Source organism: Streptomyces sp. NBC_01334, from assembly GCF_035983595.1.
GTDB classification, from domain to species: domain Bacteria; phylum Actinomycetota; class Actinomycetes; order Streptomycetales; family Streptomycetaceae; genus Streptomyces; species Streptomyces coriariae.
In genome coordinates, this window is sequence record NZ_CP130718.1 from 9429608 (window position 1) to 9456176 (window position 26569).

The 26569-nt window shown below is 70.2% G+C and carries 20 protein-coding genes and 1 pseudogene; 9 read left to right on the top strand and 12 right to left on the bottom strand.

Annotation, left to right across the window (positions count from 1 at the left end):
- Positions 1 to 185 precede the first annotated feature (185 nt).
- Positions 186 to 1649: an aldehyde dehydrogenase family protein gene (locus OG736_RS41845; RefSeq protein WP_327187128.1), complete on the bottom strand. Its 1464-nt coding sequence runs from the start codon at positions 1647 to 1649 to the stop codon at positions 186 to 188.
- Positions 1650 to 1821: 172 nt separating this feature from the next.
- Between OG736_RS41845 and OG736_RS41850 the strand changes: the two genes are divergently transcribed.
- Positions 1822 to 4251, top strand: coding sequence for a SpoIIE family protein phosphatase (locus OG736_RS41850; protein ID WP_327187129.1), 2430 nt, complete (start codon positions 1822 to 1824; stop codon positions 4249 to 4251).
- Between the two features lie 104 nt (positions 4252 to 4355).
- Here the strand turns inward: OG736_RS41850 and OG736_RS41855 are convergent, their stop codons facing one another.
- From OG736_RS41855 to OG736_RS41865, 3 genes are all read right to left on the bottom strand, one after another.
- Positions 4356 to 4790 (bottom strand): VOC family protein, encoded by a 435-nt coding sequence (locus OG736_RS41855; protein WP_327187130.1) that lies wholly within the window; start codon positions 4788 to 4790, stop codon positions 4356 to 4358.
- A 202-nt stretch (positions 4791 to 4992) separates the two neighbouring features.
- Positions 4993 to 6372 carry an MFS transporter gene (locus OG736_RS41860; RefSeq protein ID WP_327187131.1) on the bottom strand — a complete coding sequence of 460 codons (1380 nt, stop codon included), beginning with the start codon at positions 6370 to 6372 and terminating at the stop codon, positions 4993 to 4995.
- A 1000-nt stretch (positions 6373 to 7372) separates the two neighbouring features.
- Positions 7373 to 7741 carry an STAS domain-containing protein gene (locus tag OG736_RS41865; RefSeq protein WP_327187860.1) on the bottom strand — a complete coding sequence of 123 codons (369 nt, stop codon included), beginning with the start codon at positions 7739 to 7741 and terminating at the stop codon, positions 7373 to 7375.
- 222 nt (positions 7742 to 7963) lie between these two features.
- Here OG736_RS41865 and OG736_RS41870 point away from each other — a divergent pair, with 222 nt between their 5' ends.
- The 5 genes from OG736_RS41870 to OG736_RS41890 all read left to right on the top strand — a co-directional run bounded on the left by OG736_RS41870 (position 7964) and on the right by OG736_RS41890 (position 12860).
- The gene (locus OG736_RS41870) at positions 7964 to 8386 is read left to right on the top strand and encodes an ATP-binding protein (RefSeq protein ID WP_327187132.1); all 423 of its coding nucleotides are present in this window, start codon (positions 7964 to 7966) and stop codon (positions 8384 to 8386) included.
- A gap of 369 nt (positions 8387 to 8755) precedes the next feature.
- On the top strand, positions 8756 to 8968 hold the full coding sequence (locus OG736_RS41875) for a hypothetical protein (protein WP_327187133.1): 213 nt from the start codon (positions 8756 to 8758) through the stop codon (positions 8966 to 8968).
- Positions 8969 to 9082: 114 nt separating this feature from the next.
- Complete coding sequence (locus OG736_RS41880) at positions 9083 to 10366, top strand: MFS transporter (protein WP_327187134.1); 1284 nt, start codon at positions 9083 to 9085, stop codon at positions 10364 to 10366.
- Positions 10367 to 10559: 193 nt separating this feature from the next.
- Complete coding sequence (locus OG736_RS41885) at positions 10560 to 11186, top strand: class I SAM-dependent methyltransferase (protein ID WP_327187135.1); 627 nt, start codon at positions 10560 to 10562, stop codon at positions 11184 to 11186.
- A 324-nt stretch (positions 11187 to 11510) separates the two neighbouring features.
- Positions 11511 to 12860 carry a phosphatase PAP2 family protein gene (locus OG736_RS41890; RefSeq protein WP_327187136.1) on the top strand — a complete coding sequence of 450 codons (1350 nt, stop codon included), beginning with the start codon at positions 11511 to 11513 and terminating at the stop codon, positions 12858 to 12860.
- Between the two features lie 165 nt (positions 12861 to 13025).
- Here the strand turns inward: OG736_RS41890 and OG736_RS41895 are convergent, their stop codons facing one another.
- From OG736_RS41895 to OG736_RS41920, 6 genes are all read right to left on the bottom strand, one after another.
- Positions 13026 to 13493, bottom strand: coding sequence for an SRPBCC family protein (locus OG736_RS41895; protein WP_327187137.1), 468 nt, complete (start codon positions 13491 to 13493; stop codon positions 13026 to 13028).
- A gap of 122 nt (positions 13494 to 13615) precedes the next feature.
- Positions 13616 to 14077, bottom strand: coding sequence for an SsgA family sporulation/cell division regulator (locus tag OG736_RS41900; RefSeq protein ID WP_327187138.1), 462 nt, complete (start codon positions 14075 to 14077; stop codon positions 13616 to 13618).
- Between the two features lie 115 nt (positions 14078 to 14192).
- Positions 14193 to 15035, bottom strand: a complete 843-nt coding sequence (locus OG736_RS41905) for a hypothetical protein (RefSeq protein WP_327187139.1) — start codon at positions 15033 to 15035, stop codon at positions 14193 to 14195.
- Positions 15036 to 15306: 271 nt separating this feature from the next.
- Positions 15307 to 15675 carry an ArsR/SmtB family transcription factor gene (locus OG736_RS41910; RefSeq protein ID WP_327187140.1) on the bottom strand — a complete coding sequence of 123 codons (369 nt, stop codon included), beginning with the start codon at positions 15673 to 15675 and terminating at the stop codon, positions 15307 to 15309.
- Positions 15672 to 16118, bottom strand: a complete 447-nt coding sequence (locus tag OG736_RS41915) for an SRPBCC domain-containing protein (RefSeq protein ID WP_327187141.1) — start codon at positions 16116 to 16118, stop codon at positions 15672 to 15674. The genes OG736_RS41910 and OG736_RS41915 overlap by 4 nt, the downstream gene beginning before the upstream one ends.
- 220 nt (positions 16119 to 16338) lie before the next feature.
- A complete protein-coding gene (locus tag OG736_RS41920) occupies positions 16339 to 19257 on the bottom strand; it encodes a glycoside hydrolase family 48 protein (protein ID WP_327187142.1) in 2919 nt (972 codons plus the stop codon).
- Between the two features lie 261 nt (positions 19258 to 19518).
- Between OG736_RS41920 and OG736_RS41925 the strand changes: the two genes are divergently transcribed.
- Both OG736_RS41925 and OG736_RS41930 read left to right on the top strand, forming a co-directional pair.
- Positions 19519 to 19860 carry a cellulose binding domain-containing protein gene (locus tag OG736_RS41925; protein ID WP_327187143.1) on the top strand — a complete coding sequence of 114 codons (342 nt, stop codon included), beginning with the start codon at positions 19519 to 19521 and terminating at the stop codon, positions 19858 to 19860.
- 306 nt (positions 19861 to 20166) lie between these two features.
- Complete coding sequence (locus OG736_RS41930; RefSeq protein WP_327187144.1) at positions 20167 to 21894, top strand: glycoside hydrolase family 6 protein; 1728 nt, start codon at positions 20167 to 20169, stop codon at positions 21892 to 21894.
- Positions 21895 to 22497: 603 nt separating this feature from the next.
- Here OG736_RS41930 and OG736_RS41935 read toward each other — a convergent pair.
- Together OG736_RS41935 and OG736_RS47380 are read right to left on the bottom strand one after the other, a co-directional pair.
- Positions 22498 to 23544: a hypothetical protein gene (locus tag OG736_RS41935; RefSeq protein WP_327187145.1), complete on the bottom strand. Its 1047-nt coding sequence runs from the start codon at positions 23542 to 23544 to the stop codon at positions 22498 to 22500.
- 76 nt (positions 23545 to 23620) lie between these two features.
- Positions 23621 to 23931 (bottom strand): annotated as a pseudogene (locus OG736_RS47380) (transposase); the annotation flags it as partial.
- Between the two features lie 1365 nt (positions 23932 to 25296).
- Between OG736_RS47380 and OG736_RS41945 the strand changes: the two are divergent.
- A complete protein-coding gene (locus OG736_RS41945) occupies positions 25297 to 26319 on the top strand; it encodes a LacI family DNA-binding transcriptional regulator (protein ID WP_327187146.1) in 1023 nt (340 codons plus the stop codon).
- Positions 26320 to 26569 lie beyond the last annotated feature (250 nt).

Here is a 26569-nt window from a genome sequence, read left to right on the forward strand (position 1 = left end):
TGTCCGAACCGCTGAAGCACGGTCAATCTAGACCATCCGGGCCAGTATGAAGAGAGGGTGTGTGTAATTTGTGTTCAAGCTTTGGGACTTGATCCATCGATCGGTGACCACCTACGAATGCTTTGCGCCACCTGGCGCTCCGTCAGCTCGCCAGGCCCCGGACGCGGCTTCCGTCGAGAGGTGGATCAGGTCCGTCCAGGCATGGTCATCCAGCGCCACTGGGTGAACAGCTCGAGGCTGGCGGTGCCGCCGATGCGGGAGCCGTTTCCGGAGATGCCCATGCCCCCGAAGGGAGCGTTCGCGGCGTCCTTGGCGGTGACGTCGTTGATATGGGCCATGCCGGTGCGCAGTTGCTCGGCGACGGCGGTCGCTCTGGGTACGGAGTGGGAGTGCACCGCGGCTGTCAGGCCGTAGGCGGTGTCATTGGCGAGATCGATCGCTTCCGCCTCGCTGTGGAAGGGGATGACCGGGGCTACGGGCCCGAAGATTTCCTCGGTGAAGGCCGGCGCGGTGCGCTTCACGCGGTCCAGGACGGTGGGCGGGTAGAAGAGCCCGTCACGTCGGCCGCCGGTGAGCAGCCGTGCCCCGGCGGCCAGACTCTCGTCGACGATGCGCTCGATCCGTGCGGCCTGCCGCTCGCTGATGACGGGACCCATCGTGACGCCCTCCGTGCGGGGGTCGCCGAGGCGCATGGCCTTCGCGTGCCCGACCAGGGCGTCGGTGTAGGCCTCGACCAGGTCGGCGTGGACGAGGTGGCGGCCGGCGGCGACGCAGGCCTGACCCTGGTAGCCGAACGAGCTGGCGGCTCCGGCCGCGGCGGCAGCCTCGACGTCCGCGTCCTCGAGCACGATGATCGAGTTCTTTCCGCCGAGCTCGAGGGAGACCCGCCTCAGCCCTTCGCCCGCCGCGCGGGCCACCGCACGGCCGGCCTCGGTGGAGCCGGTGAAGGAGACCATGGCGATGTGGGGATCGGCGGCGACCGCCTGCCCCGCCTCGGCGCCTCCGGGCAGGACGTGCAGCACCCCGTCCGGCAGCCCGGCATCCTCGAATAGCTGTGCGACGAGAACGCCCCCGGAGACGGGCGTGAGCGGGTCGGGCTTGAGCAGTACGGCATTGCCCAGCGCGAGGGCGGGCGCCAGCGCGCGCATCGCGAAGAGCAAGGGAGCGTTCCAGGGGGTGATCACGCCGACGACCCCCAGCGGCACCCGCCACGCCAGACTCCCGCCGCCGGAGATCTGCGGTGTCAGGACCTCGCCCTGGGGCAGGGACGCCAGCGCGACGGCGTGCGTCAGCTGGGCGAGGGCGGCGGCGATCTCGTAGTCACCCTTGGCCGGAACGCCGGCCGATTCGCGGACGATCCACTCGCGGACCGTCGCACTGTGCTCCCGCAGAGTGGCGGAGACGCGCAGCAGGAGCTCGATCCGTCGGGAAGGGGTCGCCGCGGCCCAGTCCCCGGCCGCGGCCCCCGCCCTCGCACCGGCCCGTGCGACGTCCGCGGGGCTCGCCACGCCTACTTCGGCCAGCGTGCGGCCCGTGGCCGGTTCGATCACCTGCTGCGTACCGCCCTCGGAGTCGCGCCAGCCCCCGCTGTAGATCCTTCCGGCCCACCCGGCCGGATCCGGCCACGTCTCCTCGCCGATGACAGCCATGCATGCCGCCCTCCGTCCGGGGTCGGTGTTGCCGTCCTGCCGCGAAGACCGATTCACGGGCATCTGTCACTCTTGTTGTCTAGTGTCGTGATAAATGCAGGTGTGGCGCACCTGCACCCCGGATCCAACCCGGGCGGTCGGCCCCCAGGCGTGAGGGAGGCGAGATGAGGTCATGACCGGAACCGCGTCCGCCGGGGACGAGGGCCGCGGCGCTTCGTCGCAGGAGATCGTCGACGAGGCGTCCACGGCGAGTGCCACCGTGGACGGGCACGGCATCGTCACCGCCTGGAACGAGGGCGCACGACGACTGCTCGGCCACCGGGCCGCCGAGGTCGTCGGCCGGAGCGTGGCCGCGCTCCTCCCGGACGAGGCTCCCACCGAGCTGCCCCGGTCCCTGACGGGTCTGCGCAGGTGGAGCGGGACGGTGACGCTGCCGCACCGTGACGGCCGTCCGCTCACGGTCGGACTGCTGGCTCACCGCCGGGAGGGCGACGGCGACGGGTGGCTCCTGGTGTCACCGGTGAACCGCCCGGCGCCGCTGCCCGAGGACGACGCGTTCGTCCGGCGGAGTTTCACCCAGGCCCCCTGCACCATGGCCCTGTACGACACCGGACTGCGGCTGCGCCGGGCGAACGCGGACATGGAGCGTGTGATGGGCCTGTCCGAGGAGGCGATGCGCGGGCTGCGGGTGACGGAGCTCGTCCGCGATCCGGAGAGCGAACGGACCGAAGCAGGTATGAGGCGGGTACTGGAGACCGGTCGGCGGCAGGAGCTCGGGGCCGCGCTGCACCTCGTCGGCCAGGAGCGCCAGAGCGTGTGGTCGATGTCCTTCGCGCCCGTGCGGGACGCCGAGGGCCGGATGGAGGGGGTCCTGCTCACGGCACACGACGTGACGGAACAGCACTTGGCGCGGCGGCGGTTGGTACTGCTGAACGACGCCAGCGTGCGCATCGGCAGCACCCTGGACCTGGCGCGTACGGCTCAGGAACTGGCCGATGTCGCCGTCCCGTGGTTCGCGGACTTCGTCACCGTCGATCTCCTGCCGGCGATCGAGGGCGGTGAGGATCCGCCGCAGGGGCCGCCACACGGTCCGGTGATGCTGCGCCGGGTGGCCTGTCAGTCGGTCCTGGACGGCTGCCCCGAAGCCGTGGTGCGGCGGGGGGCGGTTGCCGCGTATCCGGCCGGGTCGACGGCCGCCGAGTGCCTGGCCGCAGGCCGGCCGTTCATCGAGCACGTGACACCCGAAGCCTTGGACGAGGTGGAGCGGCACACCCCGCAGCGCGCCGAACGCATGCGGAGATTCGGATTCCACTCGGTGCTCGCGGTGCCGATGCGGGCCCGTGGGCTCACCCTGGGCGTGGCCACGTTCTCGCGTCACCGGCAGCCCAAGCTCTTCGAACAGGATGATCTGCTGCTCGGGGAGGAGATCACCGCCCGCGCCGCCGTCTGCATCGACAACGCCCGCCGCTACACCCGCGAGCGTTCCATCTCCCTCACGCTGCAGAGCAGCCTGCTGCCCCAGGGACTCCCCGAGCAGGCAGCCCTGGACGTAGCCTCCCGCTATCTGCCCGCCGGCAGCCGGGCCGGAGTCGGCGGAGACTGGTTCGACGTCATTCCGCTGTCCGGCGCCCGGGTGGCACTCGTCGTCGGAGACGTCGTCGGCCACGGCATCCAGGCTTCGGCCACCATGGGACGGCTGCGCACCGCCGTACGCACCCTCGCCGACGTCGACCTGCCCCCCGACGAGTTGCTGACCCACCTCGACGACCTGGTCAACCGTCTCGCCGCCGGGGCCGACAGCACGGCCGTGACCGCCGGCGACATCGGGGCCACCTGTCTGTACGCCGTCTACGACCCCGTCTCCCGGCACTGCACCGTCGCCCGCGCGGGCCACCCCGTGCCTGCCCTGGTGACGCCGGGCGGCGGGGTCGAGTTCCTGGACGTTCCGGCGGGCCCGCCGCTGGGCCTCGGCGGCCTGCCCTTCGAGTCGACCGAGCTGGAGTTGGCAGAGGGCAGCCTGCTCGTCCTCTACACGAACGGGCTCGTCGAGGCCGGCGGTCGCGACATCGACGAGGGCATCGACGCGCTGAGCGAAGTGCTGCGTCGGCCGACCGGCGATCTGGAGGCGACCTGCGACGCCCTGCTGCGGACCATGCTCACGGACCACCCTTCCGACGACGTCGCCCTGCTCGTGGCCCGAACCCACGCCCTCGACGCCTCCCACGTGGCGACCTGGCCGGTACCGCCCGACCCGGCCATGGTTGCCGAAGCACGGAAGAACGCCTCCCGACAGCTGTCCGAGTGGGGCCTGGACGAGGCCGCGTTCGTCACCGAGCTGGTCGTCAGCGAACTGGTCACCAACGCCATCCGGCACGCCCGACCCCCCATCGAGCTCAGACTGATTCACGACCGCAACCTTGTCTGCGAAGTCTCCGACGGCAGCGGCACCGCCCCCCACCTGCGTCGGGCTCGCACCTTCGACGAGGGAGGCCGCGGGCTGCTCCTGGTCGCCCAGCTCACCCAGGGCTGGGGCACCCGCCAGACCATCGACGGCAAGATCATCTGGGCCGAACAGGAACTTCCCACCGGTGGGAGCGGATGACGTCGGCTCGTCCTGCTCGGAGCCGTACGCATCGTGGGAGAAGGCTCCCTCGGTCCGTGGCGGCCCAAGTGCAAGGCTCCCCGCCTGGCCGTCCCGCAGGACGCTCAGTCGAGGCAGAACTCGTTGCCCTCGATGTCCTGCATCGCGATGCAGGACTCGTTCTTGCCATCGGCAACCAGTAGTTGCACGCGTACCGCGCCGAGCGCGACCAGCCGTGCGCATTCGGCCTCGAGCGTGGCCAGGCGCTCCTCGCCCACCAGTCCGGTGCCGACCCGCACGTCGAGATGCACCCGATTCTTGACGACCCTGCCCTCCGGAACGCGCTGGAAGTACAGTCGCGGCCCCACACCTGACGGATCAACGCAGGCGAACCATGCACCCTGCTCCTCCGGAGGCAGGGAGCGGTCGAAATCGCCCCAAGTCGCGAACCCCTGCGGGGGCGGCGGCACGACGTACCCCAACACCTCGCACCAAAAGCGAGCGACACGCTCGGGTTCCGCACAGTCGAAGGTGACTTGGAACTGCTTGATCGATGACATCGGCGCACCATAGCAGGGGGGTTCTGTTACCCAATTCCCGGTGGGAAAGCGCATGTTGAACGGTGGACGGCCGCACGGATCCAGGCCACGTTCGAGGTTCCGGCCGGGCCCCGGGTCGACGCCGAGGCGCTGTCGTCGACTTCGGCCGCCGTGCACGCGTTGAACGCACGCCTCTCACGTTCAGCGGGCCATCGCGAGGAGATCACCCGGCTCCGGAAGGCCCGGGAGGCGGACGACGGCGGGCCCCTGGGGCTTGGACGCCGTCTGGCTCAGTACGAACCGGACCGAGTGCCGGGCAGCCTTCGACGCGACCGCGAGAACCTCCGGGGACAGGAAGCTCCCGTCCCAGACGAGCCAGCGGGGACAAAGCCATCAGCGCCGGGGACGACATCATGCCTGCGGCCGTCGCCAGGAGGCTGGTGCGCAACCCCCACTCCGCTGCGAGAGATCCGCCGAGGAGCGAGCCGAGCGGGGTCAGCCCCATGCCCACAAAGGTGATCGTCGCGGCAGCGCGGCCCTGCATCCCGTCCGGAGTGACGGCCTGCCGGACGGCCATGACCGTGACGTTCACCAACTGGGCGCCGGCGCCGAACACGAAGTTGACCGTCAGCAGCACGGGAAGCGTCACCGCAGCGGAGCCGTGCAGAGCGGGCACACACAGGAACGCGCCGTCGCCGAGAGCCGCCGCGGACATGAGCACCACGCCATGGCCGAAACGGCTCGGCAGACGGGCGGCCAGCACAGAGCCCAGGAGCGCGCCCGGCCCCATGGCGGCGATCGCCAGCCCGACGGCGGTGCCCGACAGGTGCAACTCCTGTGGCAGGAAGAGCAGATAGACGGTCATCATGGCGGCGAAGGAGAACTGGAAGGCGGCCGAGGCGAGGCACACGGTTCGCAACGAGGTTTCGCCGACGACGAAACGGAGGCCCTCACGGATCCGCCGCCCTACACGAGGAGGACGATCCGAGGGCTTCGGGAGCGACTCGACCCGACGGATCCGCCGGATCGACAGGAACGACAGCGCGAAGAACAGCGCGCTGGAGGCGGCGGCGATCGGCGCCGACAGCAGTGACACCAGTGCGCCGCCGAGGGCGGGACCGCCGATCTGCGCCGCGGACCGGCTGCCCTCGAGCGCGCTGTTGCCCCGGACCAACTGATCAGGCGTCACCATCCGCACGACAGACACCTGGTAGGCCACGTCGAAGAACACGGACAGGCCGCCGACGACGAAGGCGACCACAAGCAGTCCCGGCAGACCGAGCCCCTCGAGGAGACCGGCCACGGCGGCGGCGCCCAAAGCCAGGGTCCGGCCGGCATCCGTGAGCACCATCACCGTGCGGGTCCGCCACCTGTCCACCCACGCGCCGACGAAGAGCGAGAGCAACAGGATCGGAACCTGCCCCACCGCGCGCAGGACGCCCAGCTCGCCGGCACCGGCGTCGAGCGTCAGGACGGCGAAGAGCGGCAGAACCACCAGGCTTGCGTGTTCGCCGAGTTGGGAGGCCGTCTGACCGACCCAGAGCCTGCGGAAGTCGCCGTCCCGCCACAGACCTGACGGGACCGGCCGACCGGAATCGGACACGGCGGAGGAAGAGGGAGAAGCGGACGGCACGGAGGTCCCTTGGATCGCCGACGACGAGGCCCGCCCCCTGGCGCACAGCAGGCGCACTTACGGTCGGGCGGGGAAAGGCTCGCTGTGCCGCAACATCAAGGGCAGCACGCGATGACAGGCCGATCACGGCCCACAGCGTCAACGCGCGCTCTGACGACCGATCATGTCTGCGCTCCTCGTGGGTTACTCGTCGCACCCGAACACTAACCCTCGGCGGCCCGGCGCGAAAGGCGACGGTCCCGGGCGGACAACAAGGTCGCGCAGTCCGCATCCGCGGGCCGCCACCGCTGCCGTCCGTCAGCCCGAGGAGCCCGCGGGCCCTCAATCCGCCCACCACCGACAGTTCGCTCACGGTTCCGTGTGACGGCCGGCGGCCCGTTCGCGGCGCCTACAGAGCGAACACCCGGCGAGCGTTGCCGCGCCTGGACGGGGGTGATCATCGGATGGGTCGTGCCGAAGAGGACTTTGCCCCGGCCCCGGCCGCGCAGATACCGCACCAGTTCCGCCGGGTAGCGGCGGGCCGTGTAGACGCTGGTGTCGAGGTAGACGTTCTCGTGTTTGTCCGCGACCGCGATCATCTCCGTCGTCCACGGATAGCCGCTGGCGGTGGGGCGTGAGGGAAGCCACCCGCCGGTTCAGCGGCGGCCTGAGGGCACTCGTGCTCGCGGACGGCGACCCCGTGAGGGTCGCGAGCTTCACCGCCACCGAGGGCGCGCCTCAGAAGACCGGTGCCTCGGCCGCCGCAGTGTCACGGAACGAGTGTGAGCGTGGATGTGAGGGTGACTCGGCAGGGGAGGGGTTGGGGAGACAGCCTCTCGGGCGCTTCGCCGACCATGGACGGCGAAGAGCTTCCCCACGCTCTACGTGATCCTCGCGTGGCGCTGTCGCGTCGCGCCGAGCTCGGCTTGCCCTGCCGGTCCGGGACAGGCGCACTGGGGACACAGGCGGACTGGAGACCTCAACAGGGTGCTCAGTTGGTCAGGGCCTGCTCGATGGTCGGGTGACAGGGAATGAGGGCGTCGATGCCGACCAGTCGCAGGACGTGCAGAACGGGTTGCTGCGCGGCGGCGATACGCAGCCATCCCTCGGTGGCGCTGACGGCCTGGTGGGCGGCGACGAAGACGTTGATGCCGCTGGAGTCCATGAAGGTCACACCGCCGAGGTCCACCACGATGCGCGACGGCTGTGTCGCGCCGTCCCCGATCAGCAGGGCACTGCCGAGGACGTCCTTGACGTCGTGGTCGATCTCGCCCTGAACCGTCACGACACGGACGCCGTTCACCACGCGATGCTCGACGGAGAGCCTGCCCGGCCGGCCCGCTTGTTCGATATCGGTCACCGTCTCCTCGACTGGCTGCTTGGCCTTGCCCCGATTCAGGGCGTGCACGGACGATTCTGCCCCACTGCCCGGGCCAAATACACTCGGGCGGCCGTGCCGAACAACATGCCTCTGACATGTATGACGGAATCGGGGGTAGCGCGCGTAAAACGGGGAATGAGGGCGAGGCCAGTGGGATCCCATGCCGATGGTGACGGTTGTACGGCGCCGGATGAACATCTGATGCGCGTCGGCCACGCACTGGGCGGAGACGACGGCTGTATCGCCGACGCCCGTCACCACGCCGCCACCTTCCTCGATCAAGCCGGCGCCGACCACCACCTGCCCGTATCCGCACGGGTCAGGGACCTGACCCAGCTGGTAGTCAGCGAGCTGGTCACCAATGCCCGCAAATACGCCCCCGGGCCCGTCCTGATGGAACTGCGCATCACCACCCGTGTCGTGGACGTCGTCGTGTGGGACAGCGACCCCGTCGTCCCCGCGGCCCGGCCCGCCGATCCGGACAGGATCGGCCAGCACGGTCTGGAGATCGTCAAGGCCGTCACCGAGGCCCTCTTCATCGAGCAGAGGCCGGTCGGCAAACGCATCACGGCCCGTATCCCCCTGCTCGACCCTCTGACAGCGACACCGCCGCCCGCGGTCTGACGCAGCGGCCGTGCGGGCCCGGTGCCGCGCCATGCGTGCCGAGGCTCCGTCGGCCGACCATGGCCCCCACGGCTTTCGCCGTGCAACGATGGGCGGACACGAGACTGGCCGGCACCCCGGACGCCGACCTCTGGGTCATGGACATCGCCCCCTCCACGGGCATCCAACTCCCGCCATCGCCGGCCGCCTCCCGTCGGGCGCCTCGCCTTTGGGCTCACCACCCCCCGAAAGGGGGCCCGCCCAGATGCACATCACCACGATGATCGGCGGCACCGCCGCCCGGATCATTCCGCACGGAGCGATCGACCACGACACCCTGCCCGCGCTGCGCGCTGCCGCAGCGGCGCGTTGCCGCCGAACGTGAGCGTGGTGACCTGGGACCTCCACGACACCCCGTTCATGGACGTCGCCGGCCTCCACCTGCTCACGGACCAGCGACTGCAGGACGGCCCGCCCCGGCAGACGGCAGTGACCGGCCTGGCGCCCCAGCCCCTGCGCCTGCTGCGTCTGGCCGCGGAGCTGTTCCCCGCCCTGGAGTTCACCCTCCTGCTCTCCGACATGCCCCCGATCCAGGCCTCTTGACGGCCCACAGCCTCCCGGGCAGCTGCCGGGTCTGCCTCCCCAGGCGTCGTCGGCCGGGAACAGAGGAGCGGTCCGGGCCACTACGCTGAGGGCTTTTACGCGGGGGAGGGTTCATTGGGGCGGCAGATTCCACTCGGGGAGGACTTCCGGCGGCTGTGGGGCGCCTACGGGGTCAGTGCTGCGGGCAGCGCCGTCGCCATGGGGGCACTGCCACTGGTCGCCCTCCTGGTGCTGCATTCCTCGGCGTTCCAGGTTTCCCTGCTCACCGCTCTGTCCGCCGTGGCCAGCGCGGTGATCGCCCTGCCGCTCGGCGTCCGTATCGAGCACCGGTACAAGCGGCCCGTCATGATCACCGCAGATCTGGCTCGCTGCGCGGTGCTGGTGAGCGTGCCGGTCGCGGCGGCTCTCGGTGTGCTCACCTTCGCCCAGCTGTGTGTCGTGGGCATCCTCCAGACGGCGGCGTCCGTCGCGTTCGACGCGGCGAGCGGCGCGCACCTCAAGGCCCTGGTCCTGCCCGAGCACCGCCTTCGGGCCAACAGCCTGTTCGAGACCACCAACTGGATCAGCGTCAGCGCCGGGCCACCGGTCGGTGGGCTCCTGGTCGGTGTCCTGGGCGCCACCGCCACGATGGCGGTCGACGCCGTGTCCTTCCTCGGATCCGCCCTCGGCGTCCGCCGCATCCGGCGGCCCGAACCCGCGCCGCCGGCACCCGGCGCCGCCGCTCGGCCGGGCCACGACATCGTCGCCGGCTGGCAGTACCTCCTGCGGCATCCGGGACTGCGCCCGCTGTTCTTCAACTCCCTGCTCTTCGGCGGCTCCATCATGATGACGTCGCCGCTGATGGCCGTCCTCATGCTGCGTGACCTCGGTCTCGCGCCGTGGCAGTACGGCCTTGCTCTGGGGCTGCCGTGTCTGGGCGGAGTGCTGGGTTCGCGCCTGGCCCCGCCGCTGACCCGGCGGTTCGGGCAGCGCCGGATCCTGCTGCTGTCCGGTGCCGCCCGCACACTCTGGACGATCCTGCTGCCGCTGGCGCCTGCCGGTGCCCTCGGCGTGTTCATCATCGTGGCCGTCGACTTCGGTCTGCTCTTCGCCGCCGGCGTCTTCAACCCGTCCTTCACCACCTACCGCATGGAGGCCACACAGGACGCGTTCATGTCCCGTGTCGGCGTTTCCTGGTCGGTCAGCTCGAAGACGTGCCAGGCGGTCTTCATGATCGCCGGAGGCCTCCTCGCCGACGCGGCAGGCGTCCGCGGCACGCTGCTCATCGCCGGTGTGCTGTGTATGGCGAGCGCGCTCCTCCTGCCCTGGCGGAAGGCACGCATCTCCACCGGAGGCGTTCCAGGACCCGCGGGGGAACCGGTCCCGGAACCGGCCCCGTCCCAGGCCGACTCGCCCTGACCAAGGTGGGGCGACGGATGGACAGCCCTCGTCAGGGGGACGGGAGGTCACCGGCGTCGAGCCGTCACGGATCCCGGTGGCGGCCGGGCGGACGCCTTCCCGCACCCCTGAGCGGCCGCGAGGTCTGTACCTACGATAGGAAACGCGCGATGGCACCGGTCCTCGCCCCTGACCACCGGGAGGAACGCAGACCATGAGCAGCCAACGCGACCGCTGGGCGGAACTGACGGGCGGACAAGCCGGCGAGGAGTACGCCCTGCGGTTCGCGCGGCTGGCGGAGTCGGGCCACGACGTCCACGGCGAGGCCACCTTCTGCGACGCGCTGCTGAAACCTGCCGGGAGGGTACTCGACGCCGGCTGCGGCACCGGGCGGATCGCGATCCGGCTCGCCACGCTGGGTCACCTCTGCACGGGCGTGGACCTCGACCGCTCCATGCTCGCCGTCGCGCGCCGCGCTGCCCCCGACCTGGAATGGCTCCACGGCGACCTGGCCCGGCTGGACGGCCTCGGTCTGGAACCCGGCTTCGACCTGGCGCTCGCCGCCGGGAACGTCATCCCCTTGCTGGCCCCCGGCACCGGGCCGGCTGTTGTCCGGCAGCTGGCCGCCGTACTGCACGTCGGCGGACTGCTGGTTACCGGAATGGGACTGGACGCGGAACACCTGCCACTGCCGGAACCGACAGTGACACTGACGGAGTTCGACCACTGGTGCACACAGGCCGGACTGACCCTGCGGCAGCGCTTCGCCACCTGGGACGGCGACCCGTACATCCCGGGCGGCGGCTACGCGGTGAGCGTGCACTCCCGCACCACCGACTGACCGCGAGAGCGCCCTCCGCAGGCCCCGCCCAGGGCGTCACGTCGGCCGAGGCGGAAGGCGACGGGCCCGGGAGCTCCGGCAGGTCACTCTCACTACCTGTGACCGAGCTTTGCCGATGCACATTTCGACGTAACCCACCCGCACCACTCCGTTAACATGTTCGAACTCGCGACGAACGCCCCCCATGCCCGTCCTTCGCCAGGAAAGCACTCCCATCGGCGTGCTGAGTAACGTGATCAGTCAAAATCAAACAAATTGGTTAAGTAATTGATATACATAGCATTGCGGGCGTTTTCGCGAATAAAAGGAAGAACTGCCCGCTCCGTGAGGCGTCATCCCCGGGCGATACTGTGGGCCACGGTGGGTGTGGTCGCCCTCGGATTCCTCATCGCGCTGGAAGTCGCGGCGCGTCGCTGCGGCCTGCCGGGGCCGATCAGCAACCAGGTGGGGGAGCTGATATTCCCTCCCAAATCGGGTTTCCTGCTGTACGCCAGTCTGGCGTTGATGATGGTGGTTCTCACCTGGCGGCAACGGTTCATCGCGGTCGGCGCCGCGATCGGCATCGACGTCTTCTTCTTCCTGGTCCGGCGGGCGGTCGACGCCAAGGTGACCGAAGGCCACCCCTTCGGCAACGGCGCGTTGTGGGTGATGCTGGGCTGTGCGGTCATCGCGGTCACGCGCCGCACCGGCCAGGAACGCGCCCTGCTGCTGAAGGGCGTCGGGCTGGGCCTGCTGCTGGTGGCCGGCCGAAAGACCGGTGACATCTGGCTGATCATCACCTCGAAGACCCGCCCCATGGTGCTCGACCAGTACGTGGCGACCGCCGACCACGCGCTGGGCGAACCGTCGTGGCTGGCAGGCCGGATCATCACCGCCACCGGGTCGATCGGCTTCAACTTCCTCGACATCGTCTACGGCCAGCTCGCGGTGGCCGCGGTCGTCGTCGCGCTGTACCAACTGCGCAACGTGGCGGTCGAGCGTCGCTTCCCGGGGCACCATCTGGTGCGCACCTTTCTGGTGATCGGCCTCCTCGGACCGGCCATCTACATGATCTTCCCGGTCGTCGGACCGGTCTTCGCCTACGGCACCGGCGCCGAGCACTGGGCGTCGGTCAGCCTGTGGGCGCACACGCCGCCGAGCGAGCAGTGGGCGGTGGCCGACCTGTGGCCGGTGACTCCGTCGCCGATCACCAGCCCGCGCCACATGCCGTTCGACGAGATCACCCCGCGCAACTGCATGCCCAGCCTGCACACGGCGTGGGCTACCACGATCTTCATCCATTCCCGGAAGGGCCCGCGATTCTTGCGGTTCGCCGGCACGTTCTGGCTGGTTGCCACACTCGCCGCAACCCTGGGATTCGGCTACCACTACGGCGTGGATCTCATTGCCGGCGTGGTGTTCGCGGTCACGATCGAGGCAGGTCTGCGCTCGCTCGACCGCGGCTGGGATCGATCGGGAATCCAACTGGTCGCCTACGGTGCCACCGTCTTCGTGGCGCTCCTGGTGTCGTACCGCTACCTGCCGCTGCCGATGGCGGAGCATCCGTGGGTGTCCGGACCGCTTCTCCTGCTGGCGATGACCTCAGTGATCTACGGGTACGCGCGGACCACCGCGCTGTGGGAACCGAAGACCGCACCAGCCCGGCAACCGGAACCGCAGCCCGAACTCATCTGAATCATGTTCCGCCGGGCTACGACGGGCCGAGCGCCGCTCGGGTGGGCCGCGATGTTGATGTCCGGCTGAGGCGACAGCTCAGCCCATGACGGGCGGCCGCCGGCCCCGGCTGACTCGCGAGCGGCGCCGTCCTTCCGGACACTCGAGCGGGGTGGCGGACGAGCCTCAGCGTGGCCGGTCGCCTTGCGAGGGCGGAGTGCCCAGAGCGTGGTCGACCGCCCGCGGCAGACTCTCGGACACCTGGTCGCCGAGCCGTTCGAACTCGCGCTGCAGCAGCGGACCGGCCAGCCGAGCCAGGCCGTGGAAGTCGACATGCGCCCGATAGGTCAGCTGCGTGACTCCCGCGCGTTCCTCGAAGCGCATGTCATCGGTGGAGGTGGCCGTCTTGTTCCGCCCCACGAAGGTGAGGCGGTCCGGCTCCCACCGGACGAGCCGGTATCGCAGCTCCGTGCGACGCCCTCGGAACTCCGACACGTTCCGCCACTCCGTCCCCACGGACACTGCGCGGTCGCCCAGCCGTTCGCAGGTGACAGTGCCTGGGTCCCACATCTCGGCGTGCGAGAAGTCCGCGAGGTACCGCACGACCTCGTCCAAGGGATGGTGGACGGTCAGGACACGCTCGACTTCGACCACGATTGCCTCTCTTCGCTCACTGATCCGGTGGCGCTGACCGGTCGCGTCACCTTCTGTTTCCGTGGTCGGACGGCCCACGGATGCACGGCATGTCCGGGGTCGGCGTGTCGGCCGCACCGCGGTCACCCGGGGTACAGCAGACGCTCCAGGGGCCCCTCCCAGCTCATGCGGGCGGATTCCTCCCCCGCAGGCACCGACGCGAACGTCTCGTCCAGCCAGTCACGAAGCTCGTCGGCCGGCACGAAGAGCACCGCAGCGGCGAAACTGCTCCGCAGCAGGATCCGGACGGTGCCCAGGCCATGGCAGGGGCAGGGCGGCCAGACCCGCACGTCGCCCTCACCGGACGGCACGCGCAGACCGGCGTACAGCAGATCTCGCGAGAACGTCCAGGGCGCGATGTCGTCGGGTGAGCCGGGGAAGTCCATGCGTACGGCGAGCGGATCGGCGGGGTCGTGGACGAAGCAGACCCTGAGCTGAACGGCCTCGTCGGCGCTGAGGAGCACCCGGATGGACAGAGTGCGTCGCAGCACTTCGGGCTCCCGCACGGGGCGGCAACCGTTCGTCGGGTCGGTCGGATGGTGCATGACGCCTCCCGGAAGGGGTGAGGCCACCTCTGCCGGCCCGCCCGGACCACCGCCGGGCGAGCCTCTCACTCTTCCTTCGCCGTGACCGGGCACGGCAGATGCGTTTCGTGGAGTCCTACGGGTGTTCGCGAAGTTGCAGGAGCCCGGCGACGGAGAAGCACAGGGCGCCGGCGAGGGTGCTCCCGTTGGCGATGTCGGCGTTGACCAGGCTGCCCGTGGCGGGGCGGGTGTAGGCGGCGAGCGCCGAGACCATGAACAGGACGGAGCCGAGTTGGTTCACGGCGACGATCCACCAGCCGAGACTGTGCGGGCGGACGCAGGGCCGTCCATGGCAGATCTCGACGAAGCCCAGATGCCCGGAGACCAGGAAGAGCAGGCAGCCGATCATGTCGGGCGCCCAGATCAGCCGGTTGACCTGGTGGACGTTCAGGCCCTGGAGGAAGGAGTCCAGCAGGTCGACGGCGAAGACGAGCGTGCCCGCGAAGAGGACGAAGGCGCTCAGCCAGTCCACTCGCATCGGCTCGTAGCTCCACCACCGCCACGGGTGGGTGACCAGCGGACCTTCGCCGCCGACCACGTGGCGAGGTGCATTGATCACCTGGAGCAGCGAGACATAGCCTCCGGTGTTGAAGAAGAGGCCGCCTGCGAAGTAGATCGAGGCGCACTGCGTGGCATTGCCGGAGCCGAACTGCGCGAAGGCGGCCCCGGTCGCGAACAGTGCCCCGCCGATGACGAAGGCGACCGCCGCGACGGCGTTGAGTCTGCGCAGCCTGGCGATGCCCACGGCGTCCGCACGGGTGTGCCGAGCGGTCGCCGCGCCCGGAGGACGGACGGCGAGCAGTCCGCGCCGCCGCGCGAGCCGTGAATCCCACACCGCGGTGCCGCCGCCGGGAAGGCGCCAGGTGAGCCGGGTGGTGAACGGTCCCGCGCCCTCGGCGCGCTGCTCAGGCTGCCCCACGGGCCGAGGGTAGACCGGGGGCGGGCTCTCGAAGGGGGCGCAACGCCGTAACGCCCGGGCTCGCGGCACTCATGACCGGATCGCCTTCGCTGTGGCAAACACCGTGGCTCTCCGGCCGGCGCCGACACCGGCAAGGCGCGCCAGACCGATGGATCGACGGGGATGTGAACCGGTTCGGAACCCATGACTCCCACGACTCGACAGTGGACTTCGAGCAGTGTCCGGTAGGCGTTGCGCGTACTGTCGTGTCCATGGGGTTCTTTCCCTCGGTTCAATCGGGGTGTGTCGCACCCGGATCGCGTTCCGCCGCCTCGGCGACGCGTTTGATGTTCGCCAACCGCCGGTCCCAGTCGGCCGCGAGCGAGGCCATCCATCGCGCCGTCGTGTCCAGTGCCGCGGGCCGCACCGCGTAGCGAACCTCACGTCCGACGCGGCCGCCGGAGACCAGCCCGGCGGCGTCCAGGACGGCGAGGTGTTTGACCACTGCCTGCCGCGAGACGGGCAGCCGTTCGGCGAGGGTCGTGGCAGTGGCCTCGCCCTGTGCGGCAAGGAGGTCGAGCAGTTGGCGACGCGTCGGGTCGGCCAGCGCGCCGAGGACGCTGTCGACGACCTCGGCGGCTCCGGGACGTTCCTCCGTCACGTGGCGGACTGTTCGGCGCGTGCCTTGAGCGCGTCGAGCTCCAGAGGCCAGCCCGCGCTGTGGTCCTTGAGGTTCTGACTGCGCAGTTCCTCGGAACCCGCCAGTGCCGCGAACCCGCTCTCGACGACGCGGAGTCGGGTCCGGTCGCCCTCCTGGGTCAACGTGAACTCCACGAGGGTGCTGTTGTCCTCGCGCAGTTCTTCTCCGGGGAAGGCGCTGGTCCAGCGATACGACAGGTAGGTCGGCGGCTCGACCTTCTCCACACGCACCGGGAAGTCGCCGTGCTCGGGGTTCTTCGCCACCATCGACTCGCCCTCCCTGGCCACGGTGCCGGGCAGGCTCGCCTTGTCGGCCACCCAGAAACCGGGCTGGGCCACCAGCGACCAGACCCGCTCCAGGGGTGCTGCGATCAGGGTTTCGCGTTCGATCCGGTCCTCGCTCATGAGGGGCTCCTTCATCGTCACCGTCTGATGCAACTCCAGGGTTGCACATCGACTCCAGAGGTGCAACCGGAAGGTTGCACTTCTGTGCACCGCCCTGCCGGCCCGTCGGTGTCGGGTCACGTACGGCAGGACCGGGCGGCCCCTTGTGCTGGTGGGGCCGCCCGGCAGGTCGGCCCTGACGTCAGGTGTCAGGACCGCGCACGCGGAGCGCGGGCGGGGCCTATTCGAGGAGCTCCGCGTACGAGCCCATGGCCAGGGCGATGTCCGCCTGGGCCCAGAAGCGGTGGTACGTGAACACGGGTGCGGCTCCGCCCGCGAGATAGCTCTCGATCTTCGACCAGGCCGGGTCGTTCTTGTAGAAGGACCGCAGCGAGGCGAAGGTCGAGGAGGAGTTGATCGCGTCGCCGTTCGGCATCTTGCCGCTGAAGGTGCTCGGGACGTACACGCCGTCGTCGAACCGGCTGTAGTCGCTGCGGGTTTCGGGGACGGCGATGCCCAGGGCGTCCTGGTAGTTGTTCCACATGCCGTCCAGCAGCGCCTTCGCCGTCGACCCGGCGTTCGTGTCACCGGACTTGGCGGCGTAGTACGTCAGGGTCTTGGCGTACGCGGCGGCCACGCCGACGTCGTTGGTGTAGTCGGCGACGGTGACGTGAAGTCCCGTGTTGGCGCCGGGACTTGACGCGTTCCAGGTGTCGGGCCGGCCGGACCACTGGAGGGTGGAGGGGATCCGGTAGGTGCCGTCCGGGTTGATGGTGGTCTTGGACAGCGCCCACTTGACCCACTTGTCGAGGACCGCCTTCGCCTGGGCGTTCCCGGACTGCTGGTAGTACTCGGCGACCCGCTCCATGGACCACGCCTGGAAGCCGAACCACTGGTTGGACGGCGGGTCGTGGTAGACGGGCTGCTGGTCGTAGTACATGCCGTAGAAGGTCGACGTGCCGGCCGGGGGAGTCGTATAGCGGCCCGCCCAGCTGTTGGTCGCCCCGCCCGCGATCGCGCCCTCGGACGACTGCAACCACTGGTAGAACTCCATCTGTCGCTGCAGCGACTTGCCCCAGTCCGAAGTTCCCGAGGCCGACTTGGGCTTCAGGTCGGCGTTGGAGCTCAGGGCGTAGGCGGCGAGGGGGTTCTGGTAGCCGCCGTGGGTGTGGCTGGAGCCGATGCGCCAGGCCCAGCCGCCACTGGTGTCGTTCGAGCCGCCCCAGGCGTAGTACCAGGAGAGCAGGTAGTGCGAGGCGTCCTTGCCGGTGCCGGCCGGGCAGGTCGAGGGCCCCGCGCAGTTGCCGATCTTCTTGAAGTACTTGTCGTACATGGCGTAGCGCAGGTAGTCGCCCATCTTGGCGGCCTTGCCGACCGTGGCCGAGACGTCGCTGCCTTTGCCCTGGGCCTTCGCCCACACATCGGCCCAGTACGCGGCCTGCACGGCCCGCGCGTCGGCGTCCGGGGCGTCGGTGAACTTCCACTGCTTGGCGTACGTCGAGTCGCCGGTGAACAGGTCCAGGTAGCCGTTCCTTCCGCCGTACTTGAAGGCGTCGCAGGTCGGCTGCGGCACCGTCTCCCACACCGACTCCTGCGGGCCGCGCTGGAAGGTGTTCATGTACGACGGGCCGGTCTCCGCCGGGCCGCCCTCGCAGGTGCCGCCCGGGGTGTTGCCGAAGCCGTAGACATTGTCCACGTCCTGGATCCAGTGCATGCCGTAGACGTCGTCCGTACCGTACGCCGACTTCAGCTCACCTGCGATCGGATCGGATCCCACCGATACCGACGGGTCCAGTTTCGCCGGGTACTCGTTCGGCGTGTCCTCCTCGGGTGCGTACGTCGCCGGCTTGGAGGCGTTGTAGAAGGAGTTGGTCGGCTGGTCGGCGTGGGTGGGGATCATGTACTTCTCCATGATGTCCCAGGCGCCGTTGAACTTGGTCCAGTCGCCGGTGATCTTCCCGTACATCGCCTGCAGCCAGATGAGGTAGCTGTAGGCCTCGGAGGTGGTCTCGTGCCCCTGGTCCGGGGCCTCGACGATCAGTGTCTCGACCGAGTGGTACGGGACGCCCTCGGGGGAGAAGTAGCCGTTGGCGGGGTTGGTGATCTTCCCGTAGAGGTCGAGGAAGCGGGCGTCGTACGTCTTCGACGCGGGCAGTTCGGTCACGGTGACCGTCGCCTTGCCGTGGCCGGCGGCCGAGGCGGTGAAGGTCGCGCTGCCCGTGCCGGAGGAGTCGGCCGAGACGGTCACCGACTGTGCGGTGTTCCAGTTGGCCGGCGTGAAGGTCAGCGACGAGCCGCTGGACACGGACAGCCCGGTGTTGCCCTCCGTGCGGGCCACGGTGACCGCCACGTTCGCGCTCGGCTGCTTCGACAGCTTCACCGAGAACGTGCCCGACTTGCCCTGCTGGACACCGAGTTGGGCGGGGGACGCAACGACGGCGGGGCCGGACGCGACCGTGATGCCGACCGGCGTCGAATCCGCGGCGGCGCCCAGGCTGTCGTACGCCTTGGCCACCAGGGAATGACTGCCCGCGGCCAAGCTCGAGGCCGACAGCGAGTACGGCGCGCTCGAGTCCGTTCCCAGAAGCGTGGTGTCGTCGTAGAACTCCACCTTGCTGATCGTGGCGTTGTCCGCCGCCGCGGCGGTGGCCGCGAGCGGGACGGGGTCCCCCTGGGTGTAGACCGCGCCCGCGCTCGGGCTGGTCAGTACCGTGATCGGCGGCTGGTGGGCTCCGGTGCAGCTGGTGCCGTTGACGGCGAAGGCGGCGGGGGCGGTGTTGGCGCCGCTGTAGGTGAACTGCGCGCCGGTGGAGACCGCGGCGCCCGCGGCGATCGTGCTGTTGTACGAGGCGTTCTTGACGGTGATGGTCTGGCCTGACTGGGACCAGGCGCCGTTCCAGCCGTTCGAGAGCCTCTGGTTGCCCGTGTAGCCGTAGGTCAGGGTCCAGCCGTCGATCGCATCCGTGCCGCGGTTGGTGATGGTGAGGTCGGCGGTGAAGCCGGAGCCCCAGTCGTTGGTCTTGTAGTCGACGCTGCACCGGACGGACGCCGCGTGCGCGGCGGTGGGGCCGGTGGCGAGCATCGACAGGGGCAGGGCGAGCGCGGCCAGGGCGGCGGTCCATAACCGTCGACCGGCTCCGCGTTTGCGTCCGGGATCCATGTGCTGGTTCCTCCTTGCGGCGTACGGCTCGGGGAGAAGTCAGTTACTGAACCAGTGGGAGCGCTCCCATTAATGGGGGCGATCCTGTGAGCGGTCAAGGTGTTTGAACGCTCGAAGTGGTTCGTGGGTGTCGTTGAGTTCAACTCCTGACGTGGGACTGGGCATCGGGGCGAGTTGCCGCTATCTTCCTTCCCACCAGTGGGAGCGGTTCCATTCAGTCGACGCGCCTGTCACGGCGCGCCAAGCTGCAAGGAGTCGCTCATGCGACACCCCCCATGTTCAGCACACGTACCGTCGCCGGCGCCGTCGCGCCTCTTCGGCGGGGTGGCCGTGCCCGCAGTGGCGGCCGAGGGAGCGCCTCCGGCCTGCACGGTGGAGTGCTCGGACCCCAGCCGGTCGGACACCGGTCGCCGGAGCTCCGTGGCCGAGGACCGCAACAGCGATACGCCCCTTGGCGTGTGGGAGCTGTACTTCGGCCTAGCGGGCGACCAGGAGGTCACCTGGGGCTGGGACGCCCGGTGCTCCGAGTCCGGCGTCACCGTGACCGCCGCCGCGGAGAGCGGAGACGGCGGGCGCGGTTCCGGCTCGAGCGTCCGTACCTGATAGCCCGTAACTGATCGCCCGCCGCCCGGGCCGGACACTCTCCCTCACCCTGCACCGACCGTCGTCAACTACGACGTGACGACGGGTGTGACGGGACGGCCTGAGAAGACGACACGGAGCCGAGTCCGCTGCCGACCGGTTCGCCCCCGGCCGCTCCGGCAACCGGTCCACCCCCGACCACTCCTCCGAACGGCGCGCTGACCACCGCCTACGACGGGACACCCACCACGTACGGCATCGGGCTGCGCGACCACACGCGCGCCGTCAACCCGTAAACCCCACGGAAAACAAAGGAAACCACCACAGATGAGTCGCACTCGAACATCGCTGCTCGCTGCCCTGGCGCTGGTCGCCGGGGCCTCCGGAACCGCCCTCAGCATCCAATCGGCGGGTGCCGCGGTCACGGCCACCCCCTGCACCGTCGACTACAAGGTGCAGAGCCATTGGGACACCGGCTTCACCGCCGCCGTGACCATCACCAACAACGCCGCCGCGAAGTCGAGTTGGTCGGTGAAGTGGTCGTATGCCGGCAACCAGCAGATCACCAACGGCTGGAGCGCGAAGATCAGCCAGAGCGGCACAGCTGTCACTGCCGCCAACGAGAGCTACAACGGCGCGCTGGCGAACGGCGGTTCCGTGAGCTTCGGCTTCAACGCCTCCTACAGCGGTACCAACGCCATACCCGCCACGTTCACGCTCGACGGCGTCACCTGCAACGTCGATGGCGGCGGCGATGGTGGCGGCGGTGGCGGTGGCGGTGACAACGGCGGCGACAACGGCAGCCGGGTCGAGAACCCGTACGTCGGCGCCAAGTCGTATGTGAACCCGGAGTGGTCGGCGAAGGCCGCAGCCGAACCGGGTGGCAGCCGCATCGCCAACCAGCCCACCGCCGTCTGGCTCGACCGGATCGCCGCCATCAACGGCGTGAGCGGAGGCATGGGACTGCGCGCCCACCTGGACGAGGCACTGAAGCAGAAGGGCTCCGGCGAGCTCGTCGTCCAGCTGGTCATCTACGACCTGCCCGGCCGCGACTGTGCCGCCCTCGCCTCCAACGGCGAACTCGGCCCGAACGACCTCGACAAGTACAAGTCCCAGTACATCGACCCGATCGCCTCGATCCTCTCCGAGGCGAAGTACGCGGGCCTCAGGATCGCCACCGTGATCGAGCCCGACTCACTGCCCAACCTGGTCACCAACGCCGGCGGCACCAACACCAGCACCGATGCCTGCGTGACCATGAAGGGCAACGGCAACTACGAGAAGGGCGTCAGCTACGCCCTGGACAAACTCGGCGCCGTCCCGAACGTCTACAACTACATCGACGCCGCCCACCACGGCTGGCTCGGCTGGGACAGCAACCTCGGCCCGGCCGCGCAGGAGTTCGCCAAGGTCGCCACCACCAACGGCGCGAGCGTGGACGACGTGGCCGGCTTCATCGTCAACACCGCCAACTACAGCCCCGTCAAGGAGCCTTACTTCAAGGTCACCGACAGCGTCAACGGGCAGACGGTGCGCCAGTCCAAGTGGCTGGACTGGAACCAGTACGCGGACGAGCAGTCCTACGCCCAGGCGCTGCGCGACAAGCTGGTCGCGGCCGGCTTCAAGTCCGGCATCGGCATGCTGATCGACACCTCCCGCAACGGCTGGGGCGGCGCGGCCCGGCCCGCCGGCCCGGGTGCGCAGACCTCCGTCGACGGCTACGTCGACAGCAGCCGCGTCGACCGGCGCATCCACGCCGGCAACTGGTGCAACCAGAGCGGCGCCGGAATCGGCGAACGGCCCACCGCGGCCCCGGCCGCCGGAATCGACGCCTACGTGTGGGTGAAGCCCCCGGGGGAGTCGGACGGGTCCAGCTCGGCCGTCTCCAACGACGAGGGCAAGGGCTTCGACCGGATGTGCGACCCCACCTACGGCGGCAACGCCCGTAACGGCAACAACCCCACGGGTGCTCTGTCGAACTCGCCGCTGGCCGGGCACTGGTTCTCCGCCCAGTTCCAGCAGCTGATGCAGAACGCCTTCCCGCCCCTGTCGTAGTCGGAGGAGCGGATCCGCCGGGGCCGGTCCCTGCCGAAGGACCGGCAGGACCGGACCCGGCGGGTCGTCCGTTCCACGCACCTGATTCCCGACCAGCGTGGCCAGGCCGTGAACGACGAACTCGAGCGCGAAGCCGTACCCGTCAGTTCTGCCCCTGGCCGGAGCGCGATGCCTGGCATACCGGTATGGAGGCCGAGGCCGAGGCCAACGCGCCAGGGACGCTCTCTCGACCACCCCGTCGAAGGCGCTGCCCAGCCCACTCGCGCGGAACGGCACCGTCCGCGCCCCACTCGACCAGGCCGTCGGCGGCCGTCCGGGCGCTGACCCGCCCAGCGACGCCGACCGTCCCCCCCGCCGCCGACCCGCTGTCGCCCGTACCGTCCGCGGACCGCGGCGGACGGCCACCGCCCCCACCTCGACCGCAAGTCGAGACGAACGACGGCTCACACCGAGAGACGAACCCGGGATCAGACCACCAACAGGGCGCCTGCGGCGGCTCGGCATGCCGCTGAGCCGCCGACAACGTGTACCGCGGGCCTCGGCGGATCCTGCCTCGGCCGCGGACTCCGGGCCGGTGGCACTCGTCTCGGTCACACGCAGGGCTCACGGAAGCAGTTCGATGTGCGGATGGTCCGGGGATGCCGGGCAGGCGTGGAGTTGGAGGTCGTAACCGCCGATGATGTCGATCAAGGTGAAGTTGCCGTCCTGGGCGCCCAGGGGAGGCGGGGTCGGGTTCGTCCGTTCCTCCTCGGCGATCCAGGTCCCGCTGCCGCCGTCCCATTCCCAGGAGGCGATGGTGAGGAGCGGGACCTGCTCGGTGCCGCACTCGGGGCAGGGGCGGGGCTTGGGGTCGGTGCGGGGCCAGCTGCTCCAGCCGCCGGTCTTCCAGCCGGGGGCCGTGGAGAGGTTGTTCTGGTAGAGCTCGCCCGGGTCGTCCGCGTACGTGTGGTACCGCGCAGGATCGATCGTCTCCCAGCGGCTCATGTCGTCCAGCTGGTCCCGGAGCTCCTTGCTCAGCTCCCCGGGGTAGGGGAATTCGGTGACCTGCTCCGGTGAGAACAGGCACGGCTCCGGGAGGTAGCAGTCCCGCTGGACGATGGGCGGCTCGGGCGGTGCGTCGAGAACCTCGGTGACGGTGGCGGAGGAGCGCCAGAAGAGGGCTGTCCGGGGGTGGGCCATCTCGTGGTCGAAGGGGCACCAGAGCACTTGGAGGAGGTCCGCGTCGGGCGGGCACGGGAAGGGGACGTCGCGGGCGTAGAGCTGGGCGACGGGCAGGAGGGGGATCGGGCCGTCGAACCACGGGCGGCCCACCTTGATCCGCTCCCCGGTCGCCCGTTCCTCGGGGGTCCACTGGGGTGCCTCGGGGGCGAGGCGCAACCGCTCGGCCGCTACGGCGCGGTCGCGGCGGAGGAGCCGGACGTCGTCCGGTGAGTAGACCACCGGCGCCGCGTGCCTGTCGTGCGGCTCGTCGCAGTGCGGCCACGGCTCGCAGGCGGGCCACAGGAGCGGGCCGCCGACGGAGCTGTCGTGCACGGTCGGCGCCCCCGGCCGCGGGTGCAGCCGGGTCGCCGTCCGCGCCAGAGGAGCCAGCTGAGGGAAGAGCGCGGTGATGTCGAACGGCCGCGGTGGGGTGGTGAATATGGCGTTCACAGCGGTGATGCTGCCAGCAGTGTCTGACAATGGGCGTACCGATCTACGTCAGCTGACACCACACAACTTCCCTGTGTCAGCAGGCGGACCAGAGGAAGATGCCAGCAACATGGAGTCCGGCCAGGTAGATGGTCGCGGTCTTCTCGTAGCGTGTGGCGATGCCGCGCCACTGCTTCAGGCGGTTGATGCACCGTTCGACGGTGTTGCGCTGCTTGTAGGTCTCGCGGTCGAACGCCGGCGGTCTCCCGCCCCGGCTGCCCTCCGCAGCCGATGGCCACGTTGATCTGCCGGCACGGGGATCACCGCGCGGATGCCGCGCTTGCTCAGGTGATCGCGGATCGCGCGGGAGGAATACGCCTTGTCGGCCATGACTACGTCAGGTCTTGTCGGCCATGACTACGTCAGGTCTGGTTCGAGGCCGTCCGCGGCGACGCGGTACACCGAGGCCGGCAGACTGAAACGACCACACCCTCACCAAGCGACTGTCCCCCGCTCCGTGCCCGACCCGATCACGCCCCCCCCCGGGCCGACACCGCCTTCACCGACGGCTCCACTCGTTCTGCACACCGACGGACTCATCAAACGCCGCCACAAGGACATCGACACCGGCCATGACCGCCTCGCCGACTCACTCCGCCGGCCCAGAAACCCTCGGCAACTCCTCTTGCGCGACCTCGTCTAACCCGCCGCGGCATCATCGCCCCGCGCGGCTCATGGCCGTGACGCTGATCGGCCCCAGCGGGGTCTCGCGCAGCGTGGCGAAACCGAAGTGGCGGTAGAGGGGGACGTTCGCCGGGTGGGCCGTGGTCAGGTCGTGGTCCAGAGGCAGACGGCCGGCGCCGCGTCCTTTCAGGTCGGGGTGGACCCCGATGAACTCCAGCGTCCAGGCCCCCGGGGGCGCGCAGCCGTCGGTGGCGTTCAGGTAGCGCAGGGTGCGGGCGAGGGCGCGTGGCCCGCAGCGGAGCCCGGTGCGGGCTGCCCAAAGAGCGCGGGCGCCGAGGGGTCGGGGTCGCGCTCGGCGGGGTGAGGACGGCCGCTGCGAGGAGCCGGCCGTCCGCGCCCACGAGCGCGGTACGGCGGGCGCCGTCGAGGCCGGCGTGGGTACGCAGGGTGGCGAGCAGCAGCGCGGCGTTGGCCGGCGTCCAGGCTAGGTCGCCGGACAAGACGATCAGCCCCATCGCGGCGAGGTGGATCAGATGCGCCGAGACGAACAGCAGCCGGGCGCGCCTGGCTCCGGGGTCGGGCCGGTGGTACCAACGCCCCGCGGCGTTGGTGGAGTTGGTCAGTACCCCGCCGATCAGGTCGAGCCCGGCCAGGGCAACCACGGCGAGTTGTACGGTGGACAACTAGAGGCGTAGGGAGCAGCTGCTGGGCAACGCCCGGTCGGCCGGTCCCGGCCACCGCCGCCGCAGGCGCGGTCGGCACCGGCCGAAACACCTCCCAGCTGTGCGCGGCGTTCCACGCAACGCTCATGCCGCAGCCGGGCGTTGTGCTCGGAAGACGCCCACGACGGCCGCGCACGGGTCCGTAGGTCTCGGACCTGCCGGGTTGCGAATCCGTGCCTCGACTCGCGCACCGTGCCGGACCGCCGCGAGGTCACCGAGCGGGGCGTACACCGGTCCCCGCTCCTTCCGTGGTCCGCCACGCCTCGCGGCGTCCGGTTGCCCGGTGGTTCGGCCATGCCGCCGGGGAAGTCTGTGTGCCGGGTTGGGTCGGGCCGTAGGATTTGGTGATCTCGTGGGGGAGGTGGTCATGGGCAGACGACGTCCTGGGGGGCCGACGCTGGAGGAGGTGGCCGTCCGCGCGGGGGTGGGGCGGGGCACGGTCTCTCGCGTCATCAACAACGCGGCCGGCGTGAAGGCGTCGACGCGCCGGGCTGTGCAGCGTGCTGTCGAGGAACTCGGGTATGTGCCCAATCTCGCCGCGCGGTCTCTGGCAGGGCGACGGGCCGATGCCGTTGCCCTGGTCCTGACCGAGCCGGACTGGAGGCAGTTCGCGGAGCCGTTCTTCTCCGAGATCGTCCGCTCGCTGGGGGATGCGCTGGCGGACACCGGGATGCAGTTGCTGCTGACGCTGGTCCGATCGGATGCGGAGCGGCAGCGTTTCCTGGAGTACGCGCGGGGCGGCCGGGTCGACGGGGCGCTGCTGGTGTCCGTGCACGCCGGGGACCCGCTGCCGGACATGCTCGCCGAGGCGCGGTTGCCGACGGTGATGCTGGGACGCCGTTCGGGCGACGAGCACGTCAGCTACGTCGACGCGGACAACGTCGGCGGTGCCCGCAGCGCCGTAGCCCACCTGCTCAAACGGGGCCGTACGGAGATCGCCACCATTACCGGGCCGCTCGACATGTACGTCGCCCAGTGCCGATTGCGCGGCTACCGGGAGGCCCTGGCCACGGCGGGACAGGGGGGCGAGCGGTCCTGGGTCGCCGAGAGCGACTTCACGCAGGAGAGCGGGCGCCGTGCCATGGCCGAACTCCTCGAACGGCATCCGGAGATCGACGGGGTCCTCGCCGCGTCGGACACCACGGCGGTGGGTGCTCTGCAGGCGCTGCGCGCGGCGGGACGGCGGGTGCCCGAGGACGTCGCCGTGATCGGTTTCGACGACTTTCCGCTGGCCGAGCAGACCGAGCCGCGGTTGACCACGGTCCGTCAGCCGCTGGAGGAGATCGGGCGGGCCATGATCCGGCTGCTCCTGGAGGAGATGGACGAGCCCGCCGTCGCCTGGCGCCACGTCATCCTCCGTACGGAACTGGTGGTCCGCGAGTCGTCCTGACCCCCGGTCGATCGTCCCGCATCGCGGCGGACCGCAGGGAGCGGGGCCTGACCGCCCCCGGCAGGCCGTCCTGGCCCCCGGCCGGTCGTCCTGACCGCCCCCGGCCGGTCGTCCTTCCCTCGGTCGGTCGTCCTGACCGTCGCGGGTCGATCCCGAAGCCCCGTTGAGTGGGACGCTCCCGGCCGCGGGCGCTCGGGAGCGCTCCCAACAGGCGCGCGAGGGGCAACCCGCACGCCTCCTCCGACCTGGC

Coding starts and splice junctions, on each gene's coding strand:
- OG736_RS41845 (WP_327187128.1), bottom strand. CDS start 1,649: ATGGCTGTCATCGGCGAGGAGACGTGGCCGGATCCGGCCGGGTGGGCC.
- OG736_RS41850 (WP_327187129.1), top strand. CDS start 1,822: ATGACCGGAACCGCGTCCGCCGGGGACGAGGGCCGCGGCGCTTCGTCG.
- OG736_RS41855 (WP_327187130.1), bottom strand. CDS start 4,790: ATGTCATCGATCAAGCAGTTCCAAGTCACCTTCGACTGTGCGGAACCC.
- OG736_RS41870 (WP_327187132.1), top strand. CDS start 7,964: ATGCGCGTCGGCCACGCACTGGGCGGAGACGACGGCTGTATCGCCGAC.
- OG736_RS41885 (WP_327187135.1), top strand. CDS start 10,560: ATGAGCAGCCAACGCGACCGCTGGGCGGAACTGACGGGCGGACAAGCC.
- OG736_RS41900 (WP_327187138.1), bottom strand. CDS start 14,077: ATGCACCATCCGACCGACCCGACGAACGGTTGCCGCCCCGTGCGGGAG.
- OG736_RS41915 (WP_327187141.1), bottom strand. CDS start 16,118: ATGAGCGAGGACCGGATCGAACGCGAAACCCTGATCGCAGCACCCCTG.
- OG736_RS41920 (WP_327187142.1), bottom strand. CDS start 19,257: ATGGATCCCGGACGCAAACGCGGAGCCGGTCGACGGTTATGGACCGCC.
- OG736_RS41925 (WP_327187143.1), top strand. CDS start 19,519: ATGCGACACCCCCCATGTTCAGCACACGTACCGTCGCCGGCGCCGTCG.
- OG736_RS41930 (WP_327187144.1), top strand. CDS start 20,167: ATGAGTCGCACTCGAACATCGCTGCTCGCTGCCCTGGCGCTGGTCGCC.
- OG736_RS41945 (WP_327187146.1), top strand. CDS start 25,297: ATGGGCAGACGACGTCCTGGGGGGCCGACGCTGGAGGAGGTGGCCGTC.